The sequence below is a fragment of the Methanomicrobia archaeon genome, assembly GCA_016930255.1.
Taxonomy (GTDB): Archaea; Halobacteriota; Syntropharchaeia; order Alkanophagales; family Methanospirareceae; genus JACGMN01.
In genome coordinates this window covers 1-13502 of the sequence record JAFGHB010000017.1, presented here as the reverse complement: position 1 = coordinate 13502, position 13502 = coordinate 1, and the positions used below count along the sequence as shown (strand labels likewise).

At 50.0% G+C, this 13502-nt stretch carries 13 protein-coding genes; 3 read left to right on the top strand and 10 right to left on the bottom strand.

All coding sequences use genetic code 11. The annotated features are described in order from the left end of the window. Positions 1 to 1249 (bottom strand): tetratricopeptide repeat protein (locus JW878_02585; protein MBN1761955.1); only part of this gene is annotated, 1249 nt, incomplete at its 3' end. A gap of 91 nt (positions 1250 to 1340) precedes the next feature. After that, a complete protein-coding gene (locus JW878_02580) occupies positions 1341 to 2117 on the bottom strand; it encodes an AAA family ATPase (GenBank protein MBN1761954.1) in 777 nt (258 codons plus the stop codon). Between the two features lie 84 nt (positions 2118 to 2201). Between JW878_02580 and JW878_02575 the strand changes: the two genes are divergently transcribed. The 3 genes from JW878_02575 to JW878_02565 all read left to right on the top strand — a co-directional run bounded on the left by JW878_02575 (position 2202) and on the right by JW878_02565 (position 4698). Next, the gene (locus JW878_02575; GenBank protein ID MBN1761953.1) at positions 2202 to 3116 is read left to right on the top strand and encodes a radical SAM protein; all 915 of its coding nucleotides are present in this window, start codon (positions 2202 to 2204) and stop codon (positions 3114 to 3116) included. 6 nt (positions 3117 to 3122) lie between these two features. Next, positions 3123 to 3923, top strand: coding sequence for an MBL fold metallo-hydrolase (locus tag JW878_02570; protein ID MBN1761952.1), 801 nt, complete (start codon positions 3123 to 3125; stop codon positions 3921 to 3923). A gap of 196 nt (positions 3924 to 4119) precedes the next feature. Further along, positions 4120 to 4698 carry a metal-dependent hydrolase gene (locus JW878_02565; protein MBN1761951.1) on the top strand — a complete coding sequence of 193 codons (579 nt, stop codon included), beginning with the start codon at positions 4120 to 4122 and terminating at the stop codon, positions 4696 to 4698. A 33-nt stretch (positions 4699 to 4731) separates the two neighbouring features. Here the strand turns inward: JW878_02565 and JW878_02560 are convergent, their stop codons facing one another. The 8 genes from JW878_02560 to aroC form a co-directional block, all read right to left on the bottom strand. Further along, positions 4732 to 5379, bottom strand: a complete 648-nt coding sequence (locus JW878_02560; GenBank protein MBN1761950.1) for a hypothetical protein — start codon at positions 5377 to 5379, stop codon at positions 4732 to 4734. A gap of 237 nt (positions 5380 to 5616) precedes the next feature. Further along, on the bottom strand, positions 5617 to 6051 hold the full coding sequence (locus JW878_02555; GenBank protein MBN1761949.1) for a CBS domain-containing protein: 435 nt from the start codon (positions 6049 to 6051) through the stop codon (positions 5617 to 5619). A 29-nt stretch (positions 6052 to 6080) separates the two neighbouring features. After that, positions 6081 to 7229, bottom strand: coding sequence for an MMPL family transporter (locus JW878_02550; GenBank protein MBN1761948.1), 1149 nt, complete (start codon positions 7227 to 7229; stop codon positions 6081 to 6083). Continuing rightward, positions 7219 to 8403: an MMPL family transporter gene (locus JW878_02545; protein ID MBN1761947.1), complete on the bottom strand. Its 1185-nt coding sequence runs from the start codon at positions 8401 to 8403 to the stop codon at positions 7219 to 7221. Before JW878_02545 ends, JW878_02550 begins: the two co-directional genes overlap by 11 nt. 69 nt (positions 8404 to 8472) lie before the next feature. Next, positions 8473 to 9798, bottom strand: coding sequence for a COG1361 S-layer family protein (locus JW878_02540; protein ID MBN1761946.1), 1326 nt, complete (start codon positions 9796 to 9798; stop codon positions 8473 to 8475). Then, the gene (locus JW878_02535; protein ID MBN1761945.1) at positions 9785 to 10360 is read right to left on the bottom strand and encodes a hypothetical protein; all 576 of its coding nucleotides are present in this window, start codon (positions 10358 to 10360) and stop codon (positions 9785 to 9787) included. Before JW878_02535 ends, JW878_02540 begins: the two co-directional genes overlap by 14 nt. Before the next feature lie 80 nt (positions 10361 to 10440). Beyond that, a complete protein-coding gene (locus JW878_02530) occupies positions 10441 to 11793 on the bottom strand; it encodes a B12-binding domain-containing radical SAM protein (GenBank protein MBN1761944.1) in 1353 nt (450 codons plus the stop codon). Between the two features lie 501 nt (positions 11794 to 12294). Then, positions 12295 to 13371 (bottom strand): chorismate synthase, encoded by a 1077-nt coding sequence (gene aroC, locus JW878_02525; protein ID MBN1761943.1) that lies wholly within the window; start codon positions 13369 to 13371, stop codon positions 12295 to 12297. Between the last annotated feature and the right edge of the window lie 131 nt (positions 13372 to 13502).

Genomic DNA, 13502 nt, shown 5'->3' with positions numbered 1-13502 from the left:
TGATCCGAATCGCCTCTTTGTATTCCGTTTCCGCCTCCTCGTTTCGCTCCAATTCCTTTAACAAAACACCAAGATTGGAATGCGCCTTGGCATAATCGGGATTGAGGCTTAAACACTCGTTATAGCTCTTTTCCGCTTTATCGTAATTTTTATCGTAGTAAAAAGCATTTCCGAGATAAAAGAGGTCTTCTGCATCTTTTAATCCGATTAAAAGAGTGAGTAACGATTCGAGATGATAGACGGGGTCATAATCATCCACAACCATCTCCAACGTGGGGTCGTACACATCAATTCGAGGGATGGAAGCCTTAGTAACAAGGCTGTTCTCACTAAGATGATTAATTGCTTCAATCCACGAATCTTCAGTAAGCAGTGTCTCAAAAACGGTATCGCAAATTGCCCGTATCAGCTCTTTTTTGTATACGAAGATGTTCGCTCGTTTCAACAATTTACAACTGCGTAAAATGCACTTTTCGTGATCGCTTGCGTTTCTGTATCGATTTTTCATATCTTCAATGTCAAGAACGACAGAGCCAGGTGTCCCGAGGAACTGCTCCGGTCTCCACGGAATCCCCGCTTTATCTGCCAGTTTTTCTCCCTCACTCGGATCCAGTTCATAGTTATCCAGATTGATCTCTTTTGAGAATTTTCGTAGAATCTGCATGGACTTCTTTTTGACGTTTATATATTCATCCCCACTTCTGCATGTTGCTACGACGATCAAATTCTTAGATTTTGTTCTGAACTTCTTCAGAAACGATTCGAAATCAAAATTCACCTCAACGAATTCGTTTAAATCATCAAAAAACACCAGATAATTCTTTTTGAGGAACGGCAACCTAAAATCCTCAACTTTTCGCGGAGGGACTCTAATGACGCGAAAATCCGGGAGAACTTTTTTTAGTGCTTGATAAACACTCCTCGTCTTCCCCATCTTTGGCATGCCGATAACCAAAACGTTTTCGTGCGCCTCGAGCGGCTTCTCGATTCCCTCATCACTATCGCGATCCCAGTATGCTTCTATATTGGCTTTTGCGTCTGACGGCGGTTGGATTCCGAAATCTTCCTGCTGCAGATCTTTCGCCTTGCAATAGAGAAAGAGATCAGAGAACTCTTTTTTGGATTTGAGATATTCTATAATTCCGAAGAAAACGGTGATCAGTACAATAACTCCGACGATAATGCTGATCAAAGCATCTAAAAAACCGATGTCTACATTGCGCAGAAACGTAATTATTTCATTAAACATCTTCAATTACTTTTTATCCCGCACTAGATAAACCTTTTGCTACATAGACTGCTTTGAGTTGCGTGGAAGATTTTGAAGTTTGCTTTTGTTGTTACGCTTCACATACTTTCTCAAAAATCTCCTTTACTGCTCGCACCGCTTCCGAATCCTCCGGCAGGTCCACGATCGGCTTCCCTACTAAGTCAAAAGCTCGGATATTTGCGTCCTCAGGCACCATTCCCACAAGCTCAAGCCCGCTCTCCTTTATCAATTCAGGCAGCACTCGCTGCACCTCCGCATCATCGGTCACCTTGTTCACAACCAGATAGATGCGCCGCACGTTTATCTGCAGCTTCTCTGCCAAGTTTTTTATCGACGCTGCGGTATCCATGCCCCGTTTCGTCGGGTCGCTGATCACCAATAACGTGTCCACATCTCGCGTCGTTCGCCGGCTGAGATGCTCGAGGCCCGCTTCGCAATCGATCAGAATCGTCGAGAACCGTGACGAGAGCTTGTCAATAAAGTGCCGTAACATATCGTTGATCAAACAGTAGCAGCCCGGGCCTTCGGAATGTCCCATCGCGAGTACCGAGAATCTGGGCGTGTTGACCATGATCTCCTCGATCTTGTATTCGATCAGCATATCGGTCGGCATCTCCTCGGAGAAGAAAACCTGAGACGGCGACGCGATCTCGTCCCGGACGTCTCCGATCGTCTTCTTTATCGTGACGCCAACCGTGCTCGGCAAACACGTTGCCGGGTCGGCATCGATCGCCAGCACGCGTCCCTGCCCGTTCTCCGTGAGGAATTTCAACAAGAGCGAGGCTATTACCGTCTTGCCCGTGCCGCCTTTGCCCGCAACGGCGATAATTCTGCCTCGCTTCGTCATTGCTACCGACTTCTCTCCTTCTTGCTCAACCATTAAAAAATCTTAATAGATTCTTCTTACTTTTTCTACATGAAAAGGCCCACCATGCCCGCAGCAGCACCGGTTTATCTCGACACGTACGAACGCGGTGAGCTTGACGAGCGGATCGATACGCTCATGGCTATACTGGACGAGTGCACCCTCTGTCCACGCGCGTGCGGCGTGAACCGAAACCGGGGCGAGAAAGGCTACTGCAACTCGAATCGGCATCTCAAAGTCTCTAGCGTGCAGCCGCATTACGGCGAGGAAGACGTCCTGGTCGGGATCTACGGCTCGGGCACGATATTCCTCTCCAACTGTAACCTCGGCTGCATCTACTGTCAGAACTACGACATCAGCCATCTCGGACACGGGCAACTAATGACCGAAGAGGAGCTCGCGCGGAGCATGCTCAAGCTGCAAAAAATGGGCTGCCACAACATCAATTTCGTCTCGCCGACCCATTTCACACCGCAGATCGTGAAAGCGCTGAAGATCGCGATCGAAGACGGGCTGCACGTGCCACTCGTCTACAATTGCGGCGGCTACGAATCGAAACGAACGATAGAGCTTTTGGACGGCATTGTGGACATCTACATGCCGGACATCAAATACAGCGACGAAGCAGTTGCGAAGAAGTACTCCAATGCGCCTGACTACTTCGCGGTCTGCAAAGCAGCGGTGAAGGAGATGCACCGGCAGGTGGGCGATCTAACCGTGGACGACCGTGGTATAGCGGTGCGAGGACTGCTGATACGGCATCTGGTGCTGCCGAATGGCCTGGCCGGCTCTGACGCAGTCTTCAAATTCGTGGCTACCGCGCTGTCAAAAGAATCGTATATAAATATAATGGCGCAGTATAGACCTATGTACGAAGCATATCGATATGAGGAGCTGAACAGGGGGATAACCCAGGGCGAATACCAGGAAGCACTGGCGCATGCGAAGACGTGGGGTTTGCATCGAGGGTTTGAAGACTGAAAGACAATGGCGAGAAATAACAAGGACGAGATAAAGTTTCTGGGAACCGCAGGCGCGCGATTCGTCATGATCACGCAGTTTCGATCTTCCGCCGGCACCGTTCTGAGCTTACGAGGCACGAATCTCCTCATCGATCCTGGCCCCGGCACGCTGGTGAAATTTACCTCCTCCCGGCCAAAGCTCAACCCCGCCAAGTTAAACGGCATTATTCTCACGCATAAACATTTAGACCACTCTAACGACATCAATGTGATGATCGAGGCGATGACGGAGGGCGGATTCAAGCCACGTGGCGTGCTGCTCTGTCCTACCGATGCCTTGAGAAACGAGGGCGATGCGGTCGTTTTGAACTATTATCAAGGGCTTGTGGATCGCATCGAGGAGTTCAAAGAGGGCGGGTGCTATACGGTGGGCAGCCTCGAAGTGCAGACGCCGAAACGGCATTTACACGGCATCGTTGACACCTTCGGCCTGAACATAAAGGTACAGGGCGAGCATTCGACGATCGTGTCCTTTATCGCCGATACGCGCTATTTCGACGGCCTGGAGGACTATTACGACGGTGACGTGCTCGTCATGAACGTGGCGATGTATAAACGGCGAGAAGGAGTCGACCACCTCAGCGTGAAAGATGCGAGACGGATCATAGAAACGAGAAGGCCACGGGTCGCTATCCTCACCCATTTCGGCATGACCATGCTCCGGAATAAGCCCTGGGAGATCGCGAAGCAGCTCGGCGAAGAGACCTGTGTGGAAGTAATAGCGGCGCGAGACGGTATGAAATTCGACCTGAGTCCGTTTGTTTAAATCCCTTCGTTCCAGCTAGATCTCTCGGCGTTTAGGCGTTGTTGTCCTTGTACTGGTAGCTCCGGAGGGGTAATTGAGAGCGCCACTTCGGGAAAAAGGGCAAACGTTTTTGGGAACGAAGAAGAGAATAAAAGAGGATAAAAGAGTAAAAAGGAGACGATACTAACATACAAAAAAAGCAGATCGAGGTAAGTCAATGGATCCATTAACGCACTACATGGCAGGTTATTTCCTGGGACGCCGCGCTAACGCCGGCGATGCAGGCATACGCGTTATCACGCTCTGTGCCCTGCTACCTGATATTGATATCATTGAGGTTATTGGCGGGTTAGATATGTTTTTTGGGCTGCACCGAACCGCGACGCATTCGCTTCTGAGCGCTCTGGTAATCGCCTTAATCATGACCGCAGGATTTGCTTCGTGGAAAGGGAAGTCTCAAGCGCTTCAAATCCTCCCCTGGTGCATGGTTGGCACTCTGAGTCACCTGTTTTTGGACATGTTCTCTTACAACACGTCCTTTCTTTCGATTTTCGGTGTCGCTGCGGCACAAAGCAAACCTGCCTACTTGGAAGGTGTACAGCTCTTCTGGCCCCTCTCAGAGGCACGATACTCGGTTGTCAATCTGGGGGTGCTATCCCAGGAGAGCACGAACATCATGATGATCGCCATTTTCTGCTTGTTCGTGGGCAGCATGCTCGACGGGACGTTAAAAGGGTCAAAACCGTGGAGCATCTGGACGGACCCGGTTTATGCCTGGATGAGAAAGAACGAATAGTAGCTCAGCTCGCTCTTCCGCCTATCTTTTCGATTATGCTTTTCCCTGACGAATTATGCTACGGTAAACCTGCAATCCAAAATCCTTTAACATTTCTTTCAGCTTGCCGCTTTTTATCAGCTTCACGCCGCCAAAAGCCATTATAATGCCACCGATGGTATCAACAAGGAGATCCCGCATCGTATCCTGCAAGCCCCACTGCTCCCGGGTTCCGAAGACTAAGTCGATTGACCACTCGAGAAACTCCCAGACAACGCCCATGGCCATCGTAAAAATCACCACGACGAAAGCCATCGCATAAATATCCATGTGGAGCCCATCCCAGTATTCGTCCAGAATATAAATGACGACAAAAGCCAGGAAACTCACCAGTACCGAAGAAACAAAGTGCGTAAGATGATCATAGCCTGGGATGAGATAGTATGCGCTGAGCACCCCACCACCGATGTGCAAGAAAAGTGCCGATGCGATCATCAGATCAAGTTCCCACGGCAGGGTAATGTTGTAATCGCGTTTGAGAATTGTAGGTATGAAGCTGATCATGAGGCTGATAACGCAGGCAACGACATAGACCCAGTCTCTTCTCCACGCCGCGATGATGAGCAATATCACCATAACAATCCTGAGCGTATAGGATATTGCACGATTCCTCCGATAATCGTCAGCTTCTTCTTCTCTCATGATTTCGTATAGTACTCACGCCGCGCGTTTCGTGATGCTCTTAAACGTTTCCGGAAACGCTCTTTAGGGTTTTTTTAGGGTTGATAATAGGTATGGATAGGGGTAGTGACATGTAATCAAACGCTCATACTCTTTATAAAAGTAGGTGGTAGGTGTGTGATTACTCTTTGCCCTGCATCAGGCCCGATCGATGTATCGCTCAGGTGATTCCAGGAGAAATAGATGGTACCGTTTCCGTTACGTTACCATCCTCTTTATTACCTTGTCCATAATACAGCTCCGTGATACGATACCTACAAGCGTGTCGCCTTCCATCACGAGTAATCGGCCAACGCCCGCTTTCGTCATCTTCTCCACGGCATCAATAACACTTTCTTCGGGGCGGGCACAAATCAGGCAGGTGCTCATTCGATCCTTAACCCGACAGGTATCCCAGTCTTCCTCGTCCACGCGCAGCAAATCTTTGAGCGAAATAACGCCGACGGTCTTATTCGCCTTATCCATGACCGGATAGCCCTGATGCTTATACTCGTTGATCATGGAATCTAACTCCCGTAGCGTGGCATCTTCGTTAACCGTAACAACGTCTGTCTCCATAATATCGCGAACCATTAGATTTCTCAGCCACCCATGCCCTTCAACAATTTTCTTGATTTTTGCTGGTATTTCCACCTCTTTTGCCCTCCTTTTTATTTTAATCTTTAATCATGCCTCTTTTTCCGCTCCAACAGTACGAGAACAGCAGGCACCACGGTCAATGCAGCAACCATACTGCACGAGACACCCATTGCTAGCATCTTCCCCATGTCCTTCATCATCGGCAAGTCCCCGAGTGAAAGGCACAAGAAGCCGGTCACCGCTGCGATCGTCGTTATGACCATGGGATAGAAGACGTTTTGGAGCGTATTCACCATCGCCTCCTCCCGTTCGTACGTTCGCAGCTCATATCTGAACCGCTTCGTGACCTGAATCCCGAAATCGATCCCGATACCCATGATCATCGCAAGTGCACCCGATGTCATCGGTGTTATCTCGAATCCTACTACGTACAGCACCCCGTAGGTCCAGACCGTACCGAGAAGAATGGTGAGTAACGGAATGAGCCCGTATTTGATCGAGACGAAGAGGAGTATGAGAATAATGATGATGAGCGCGAAACTGATCGTGGAGGTTCTTTGCATCGTCTCCCCGGCGAGTTCCTGCATCGTTATGTCTTCCACAAGATCGCCGGAGATCTCCACCGTCACGCCCGGCGGCTGAGCGACTCGTATCACTTCACGTAACTCTGCAACCACCTCCACCGCATCAAGATCGTCTAACAACGACAATCTCACCACGCTGAGTGTGTAATCGTCGCTGATGTACATGCTGAGCTGTTGCGCTACTATTTCGTTCTGCGCCGCCAGCGACTTCACGCTCCTCAACGAGCTTGGGATTTTGCCCCCATTCGCGTCTTTTATCACGTCTGCCGCACTTGTTGCGTCGATAACCCCGTATACCAGCTTCGCACGTGCTGCAAGCGCATCAACATACCGTAACACCTCGGGATCGCGCACATCACGGATCTCGGTGGACTGCGCATAGCTCGGATCGATCTCTACGACTATTGTCGAACTGGAAAACGTGCCGGCAAACTGGTCTGACACGAGCTGAAGCGTCGCGATCACCTCTATATCCTCGGGTAGCATGTCCTCCTGCGACATACCCACGGTTTGCATCTGCGAGGCAAAGTATCCAAAAACGAGTGTGAGCAGGAGAAAGAGCAGTAGGAGAACGGCTCGGCGATACGCTACGAACGTCGCATACTGCTTCAAGAGCCCTCTGTTCTGGCCGTGCTGGTTAGCGCGCATTTCTTACCACCTCTCCTTTCACCCAGTCATGCAGCCACATGGCCACTCTCTTCGATTTTATGCGTTCCTCCAACAGAATGAAACAGGGATTTATGATGGTGGCAGCAAGCCAACAAAACGTGATACCAAGAGCCAGCGTCTGCCCGAGGTGCTGGATCATGGGCATTATAGAGAGCGTTAACGCGAGGAAAGCCGCCGCGGTCGTTGCGCCAGAGCCGAAGGTGGATGCGCCGATGTTCGAGACCGCAATCCTGATTGATTCTGCGGGTTCATGCCTCTGGCGTTCTTCGTAATACCGTGAAACCATGAATATACCATATTCGACACCTAGACCGAGCAGGATCGCGCCGATCACACCGGTAGTGACAGACATCGCAATGCCGAGGAATCCCATGGTCCCAAAGGTCCAGACGATGGTGAGAATCAGCGGCAGGAAGACAATAAAGCCGCGTGAGATCGAACGCTCCAGCACCACCAGCAAGCCTAAGATAACGAGCGCTGCCGTGAAGGTCGTTACGACGATATCACCTTTAAGCAGCCGTACAATTTCCACGATAATCGGTGCTATACCGGTTATTTTATAGGTGACGCCGGGAGACCTCGTAATCGCGTCGATATCCTGTGCTATAATCTCCGTAATCTCATCCACCTTCTCTTCATCCGTGCCAACCGCAGTATCCGCGTAGACCAGCATAGTGCTGTAATCTCGATTGAAGAATTGTCCGGACCCGGGAGTGGAAGCAATAACCTGCTTCACCCCCTCTATGTCGTCAGGCACGCCGCCTTGAAAAACGGGGGCCACCGACCGAACGCCTTCAATCGACGGCTCTGTTTCCAGCCGTTCATGCAGCTCGACCACTGACTGGATTACTCGTGGATCCCTCAGGTCGCGCGGTATGCCCTTTGTACCTGTCTCTTCATCTAACGTGACCACGATCACTAGGAATTCTTCGCCCTTGAACGTACTTTCAAGCCGCTCCGATAACTCGAACACCGGTAAATCCTGCGGCATCTCCTTCGTCAGATCGCCCTGGAACTCCAGGAGCGTCATGCCGTAACCAAGCACCACCGTTATGAGCAGCGCGGCAACGATTATCTGCTTATAATGCTGGTATTGAAACGTAGCCAAATGCTCCAATGCACGTTCCGCGCTTATCTTTCCTTTTAGCGACATCCCGTCAACCTCTTTCTAACGCTCGCGTTCGTTATGGAATTCATATGTCCTCAGTGAGTAGGATTGATTCTACACCCCGTTTCTTCTCAGTTCTACCACGATAAAGACGAAAAAAAGTGCGAGAAGCGAGAAGAGAACCTCAAACCCGGAGACTGAAAAGCCATCTTCCTGAGAACTGCTTGAGGATACCTCCACGTTGATCTCCTTATTGAAGACGTACACATTGTCATCGCCCAGGTCTCGATCGCCGGTACAGCGGATCTCTATGCCCATCGGATAGCCTTTCGGCACCGCATCCTTATCCACATCGAACTTCAGGATCGCTTCGCCCGTTTCGTCAATCTTCAAATTACCCAAGAAATCGCTCTTTACGTCGTAGTCAAACGGCACATCAGCCTCGCCCGTCATCCGCACACTCGCCGATTCCGCTTTCTCTGAACCAACATTCTTTATCTGCACGTGCAACACCACGCCCGTATCCGCCGCGCTTATGCTCGCCGGCTCGGTATAATACGAAACGATCTCGAAGTCGGGCTTGGGCTTCACCAGTATCGTTACCGCCCGTAGCACCTTGTATTCGGTACCTTTCGTGTCCTTATAGGTTATCCGCAGTGGTATGCTCTGTGTTCCCGCTGCTATGTTCTCCGCGAGGTCAATATGGAACACTGCTTCGCCCTTTTCCCCGGAGTTCAACCTACCTAAATAGGAACGATCGGTTCCTGACCAGGACGGCTTGAACGTATCACCGTCGAAGACTAATTGTGCCTCAATATCCTTTGCCGCGGCTTCTCCACTGTTTTCTATAGCTGCGCGTATCTCCACGTTCTCGTCTCCCGGTCGTATGGTTGTCGGATCCGTTGTCACATCACCGACGTTGAGTACTCCTTCTCCGACAACGTTGAAAGATAATCCTAAGAGCGCGGTTTGTTCAGGACCCGTTACATAGCCCTCCGCCGGATCGAAATAGTATTCGCGCCACGAGCAGTTCACGGGAACAGAATAAATGCCATTGGGCGCCTCTTCCTTTACATGCATCGTCACTGTGATCTCCTTTGAACTCCACGAGTTCAGCGTGTTTATGGGGTAAACGGTCGGCCCAACGGGCGATAAGACTTCGGTACCTTGAAAAGCCAAGCGAATATTCTTTGCGTCTCGGCCTCCGTTGTTACTCACCGTCACGATTACCGCGCGCGTATCGCCAGGATTGAACGTAGTAGGCGTCACGTCGGTTATAGTAACGGACGAGAAGGACGCCGCACTCGCAGGAACTACTGACGGGGTCGGTAATAACGCAAGCGGTGAGTAAAAAACCAATAGGAACACCAAGCTCAGCGTACAGAGCGAAACCAGCCGTTTCCGCCTATTCATATTTTCATACCTCTTATTCATTTCCATTTTTGCTATCTCCTTTGTAATAGTTATTTTCTTCATAGTCTTCTCGCGCTTCTATATTTACAGTTACTACATAGTCCTCTGCATCTTCCATATCTGTGGCTATTGCATTTAAGTTTATGTCCTTGATTATGCCAGAGAAGATGCGTGTAGCCAGGTATAATTTCTTGAATTCGTGGAGGAGCGTGTGAAAGCGCTCTCGCACTTTGCTATCTTCGATCTCATCAGCATTCCGCGCGAGTATTTCAATCATCGGATTGACCATATTGGCAATAAAGTGTTCGAAGTGTGCAACAAAATCGTCAGTTAAAGAGGTCCTGACAGAATAGCGGTTTTCGTGCCCTTCTCTCCGTACTTCAATATTATGCGCGGTTCCCAAAATCTTCAAGCATCGGCTAATTAGACCTCTACTATAACCAGTCCCTTCTTCTATCTCCCGCTGCGTGACGGGGCAGGACCTGAAGAGCAAAAAGCCCCAGACTCGCCCCACCGGTAATCCTAAGTCCATCTGCTTTCCTATCTGTGTCATCAAATTCAACACTTCTTGCATGACAACGTCACTCATCTTCGCGTCACCACTTTTACTTTTTACTAAAATGTAAAATCAGTACTATATAAAGGCGTGATTATTTTTGCCCGTGAACTCTAAAACTCTGGTATATCTGGATAGAGCCATCTGCTTGCTTCCGCTCGGTCGGTTTGCGGTTTTCCTCGTTTCATCGTCTGGACGTAATGGTTCGACGCATGCGCCATCCGGTTTGCTGCGAAATAAAGCAACCAGCTTTTGACAAAATCGGTTCTCGTCCGATATATTCTCAGGAGTCGGGGAAGGACACGCAGATTGTGCTCGACGCATACACCAATGAGCTGCCAGTGCTCAGATGTCATCTTTGCTATGGTAAACGTCTCCTCGTTAGTTAGGGGAGAGCCACGTATCGAGACGAAGTTCATCGGCACGATAAGCAATGACGTGCTTTTCAAATCCTCTACTAGCTCTATGCTCGCGAGGATATCATCTGGCGTCTCACCAGGCAAACCGTTGATTATCGTTGAGGCATTGAACCAGCGGTTATCATCAAGGAGCCCAAACGCCTGTTTGACGATCTCATGCCACCGCTCGGCCGGAGAGGGCAATGCTTTACCGCGCATCTGCTTCGCAAGCAATCGCGGACTTCCAGTTTCGATGCCAGTTTGCGCGCCCAACCAGTCTTGGTCGAGTAAGGAGTAGCACGTCTCTGAGACCTCTTTAAGCAATTGGGGATTGTGATAAACCGATGCGAGTGCTATATGGCTCGCGCCAATGCTTTCGATTTCGTCAACCGCTGCAACGTCCTTGATGAGACTCAGCACCCGCTCCTCATTTGGCTCGATTCCTTTAGCGCCATACCGTAAAATATCCTCGGAATGGAGCGAAATTGCCCGCTGATCCGTCTCGACATGGGTGCGCACATCTCGTACGATATGTTCGATCGATTTGTACCGGAGGCGCTGCATGTCCGGTGTGCAGAACGAGCAACCTCTACCGCAGCCCCTGCTTATCTCGACCAATCCGTGAATGGTGGCACCAATGATATTGGGGATCTCTTCTATCTTTGGTTCTTTTCCCGTTACGATCCTCGGGAGTTTCTCACCCTCGAATACGGACTTGAAAAGTTCAGAAACGGTGCGTTCAGCCTCACCAAGATAAACATAATCGATATTGAGGTTATCCATAATCGTCTCATCCGCCAGCTGCCATGCGGCTTTACCTCCTGCTACCACTATCTTATCCTTCATAACTGGCTTTCGCATCAGTTCAAAGAACTTCACACGATTGTACGGGGGCCCGGTATCAGCGAGATCAACGAACTCCGAAGTCGGCGGATTGATACCCAGGAAATCGTGCCCACTGATACCTATTATCTCCATACGGCTGCCAACAACCCTCTCAAGATCCTTCGGGTGGATCACAGCAACTTCGTGTACTCCAAATGCTTCTGCTAACGACGCCTCTACCATTCTAAGACCGGAATCGGCATAAACAACTCTCCCGTTTCTCCTCGGCACCGCTGGCGCGAAAACGTTGAAATAGAACCAGTCAGGGATAATACCCTACGGCATGCAGGTGGAGAAGCCCATAAAAATTCCCCAGTGATACCTGCTCAGCATCGTTTCATCTGCGGTTAACACGATTTTAGGACTTCTAGTCGTCTTTTGGAATAGTGCACCAGGTTCTTTCATCTTTATTTTACGCCTCCTTCATCACGTTTTCGACGTTTTCAACCCGTTTAAGATGAGCTGGCGGCTGCTCGAAGCCTTTTTCAAAATGTTCAAGGCCTATCTTTTATTCCTTTGGCATCGTCCTTGAGCTGGTTAAGATGACCCGTTACACGCGCTCGTTCCGCACTTATCAGCCCCATAGCTATCATAAATAACCTGGGTGGTATAAAATCTTTTTTTAGAGATAGCTAACGATACTACCATAAACCAAAAGTGAGTAAGGCATTCAGCGGATAAGATTTACCCTCGCCCGGCTCGCAACAACGAATCTACCAACACTAAAGCGACCATTGCTTCTGCCACGGGAACCAATCGAGGGCAGATACAGGGATCGTGCCTGCCCGTTATCCTTATTTCCACGTCTTCCATCTTCTGCATATCAACACTTCGCTGCGGCTTTGCAATAGACGGCGTGGGCTTCACTGCTAGTCTGCAAATGATGGGCTCGCCCGTTGAAATGCCGCCCAACACTCCACCTGCACGGTTCGTTCTCGTTCGTATCCGGCCTTCTTCCATGTAAAACTCATCGTTCATCTCGCAGCCTTTTAGCTTTGCAGCCCCAAAACCAGCGCCTAGTTCCACGCCTTTCACCGCGCCGAGACTCATCAGAGCTTTCGCGAGTTCTGCATCCAGCTTATCGAAGACCGGCTCGCCTAACCCCGCGGGAACGCCGAGTGCACGCACCTCTACAATGCCGCCGACGCTATCTCCTTCTTCCTTTGCCGCTTTTATTAGCGCTTCCATGCTCTGCGCGGCTTCAGGATCGGCACAGCGTACGGCATTACTCTCTGCATTCCTCGTTATCTCCTCTACGTTCACTGCTCGCGCTCGTATACCGCCAATTTCCACGACGTGTCCGATAAGTTGAATACCATAACCCCGTAAGATCTTCTTTGCGATTGCACCAGCGGCCACGCGCGCGACGGTCTCGCGTCCAGACGCTCTTCCACCACCTCTATGGTCTCGAATCCCGTACTTCTGATGGTACGAGAAATCCGCCTGACCGGGTCTTGCGATATGCTTCAGAGGCTCGTAAGGGCTTGAATCGACATCCTTATTCCATACGAGCAGAGAAATAGGCGTGCCAAGCGTTTTGCCGTCAAAGACGCCGGATAATATCTTCACCACATCGGCTTCCTGCCGTTCCGTTGTTATGGCGCTTACGCCGGGTCTTCTGCGGTCCAACTCGTGCTGTATGTCCTCTTCCGAGAGCTCGAGTCCGGAAGGGCAGCCATCGACCACTACACCCAGCGCTTCACCGTGCGATTCTCCCCAGGTGGTCACCCGAAATAGCGTTCCAAAAGAATTGCCTGACATGGTAAACAAAGATTTATAATTCATTATAAGTTAAACCTTTTTGCTCAGTGTTAAGTAAACCAAAAAAGGTTACACATCGATGTATTCGTTTTTATGAGTCCTCTTTTCTTTCTTTTTCTGTAAAGGAGGAT

Coding starts and splice junctions, on each gene's coding strand:
- JW878_02545 (MBN1761947.1), bottom strand. CDS start 8,403: ATGTCGCTAAAAGGAAAGATAAGCGCGGAACGTGCATTGGAGCATTTG.
- JW878_02550 (MBN1761948.1), bottom strand. CDS start 7,229: ATGCGCGCTAACCAGCACGGCCAGAACAGAGGGCTCTTGAAGCAGTAT.
- JW878_02575 (MBN1761953.1), top strand. CDS start 2,202: ATGCCCGCAGCAGCACCGGTTTATCTCGACACGTACGAACGCGGTGAG.
- JW878_02535 (MBN1761945.1), bottom strand. CDS start 10,360: ATGAGTGACGTTGTCATGCAAGAAGTGTTGAATTTGATGACACAGATA.
- JW878_02540 (MBN1761946.1), bottom strand. CDS start 9,798: ATGGAAATGAATAAGAGGTATGAAAATATGAATAGGCGGAAACGGCTG.
- JW878_02530 (MBN1761944.1), bottom strand. CDS start 11,793: ATGGTAGAGGCGTCGTTAGCAGAAGCATTTGGAGTACACGAAGTTGCT.
- aroC (MBN1761943.1), bottom strand. CDS start 13,371: ATGTCAGGCAATTCTTTTGGAACGCTATTTCGGGTGACCACCTGGGGA.
- JW878_02580 (MBN1761954.1), bottom strand. CDS start 2,117: ATGACGAAGCGAGGCAGAATTATCGCCGTTGCGGGCAAAGGCGGCACG.
- JW878_02565 (MBN1761951.1), top strand. CDS start 4,120: ATGGATCCATTAACGCACTACATGGCAGGTTATTTCCTGGGACGCCGC.
- JW878_02560 (MBN1761950.1), bottom strand. CDS start 5,379: ATGAGAGAAGAAGAAGCTGACGATTATCGGAGGAATCGTGCAATATCC.
- JW878_02570 (MBN1761952.1), top strand. CDS start 3,123: ATGGCGAGAAATAACAAGGACGAGATAAAGTTTCTGGGAACCGCAGGC.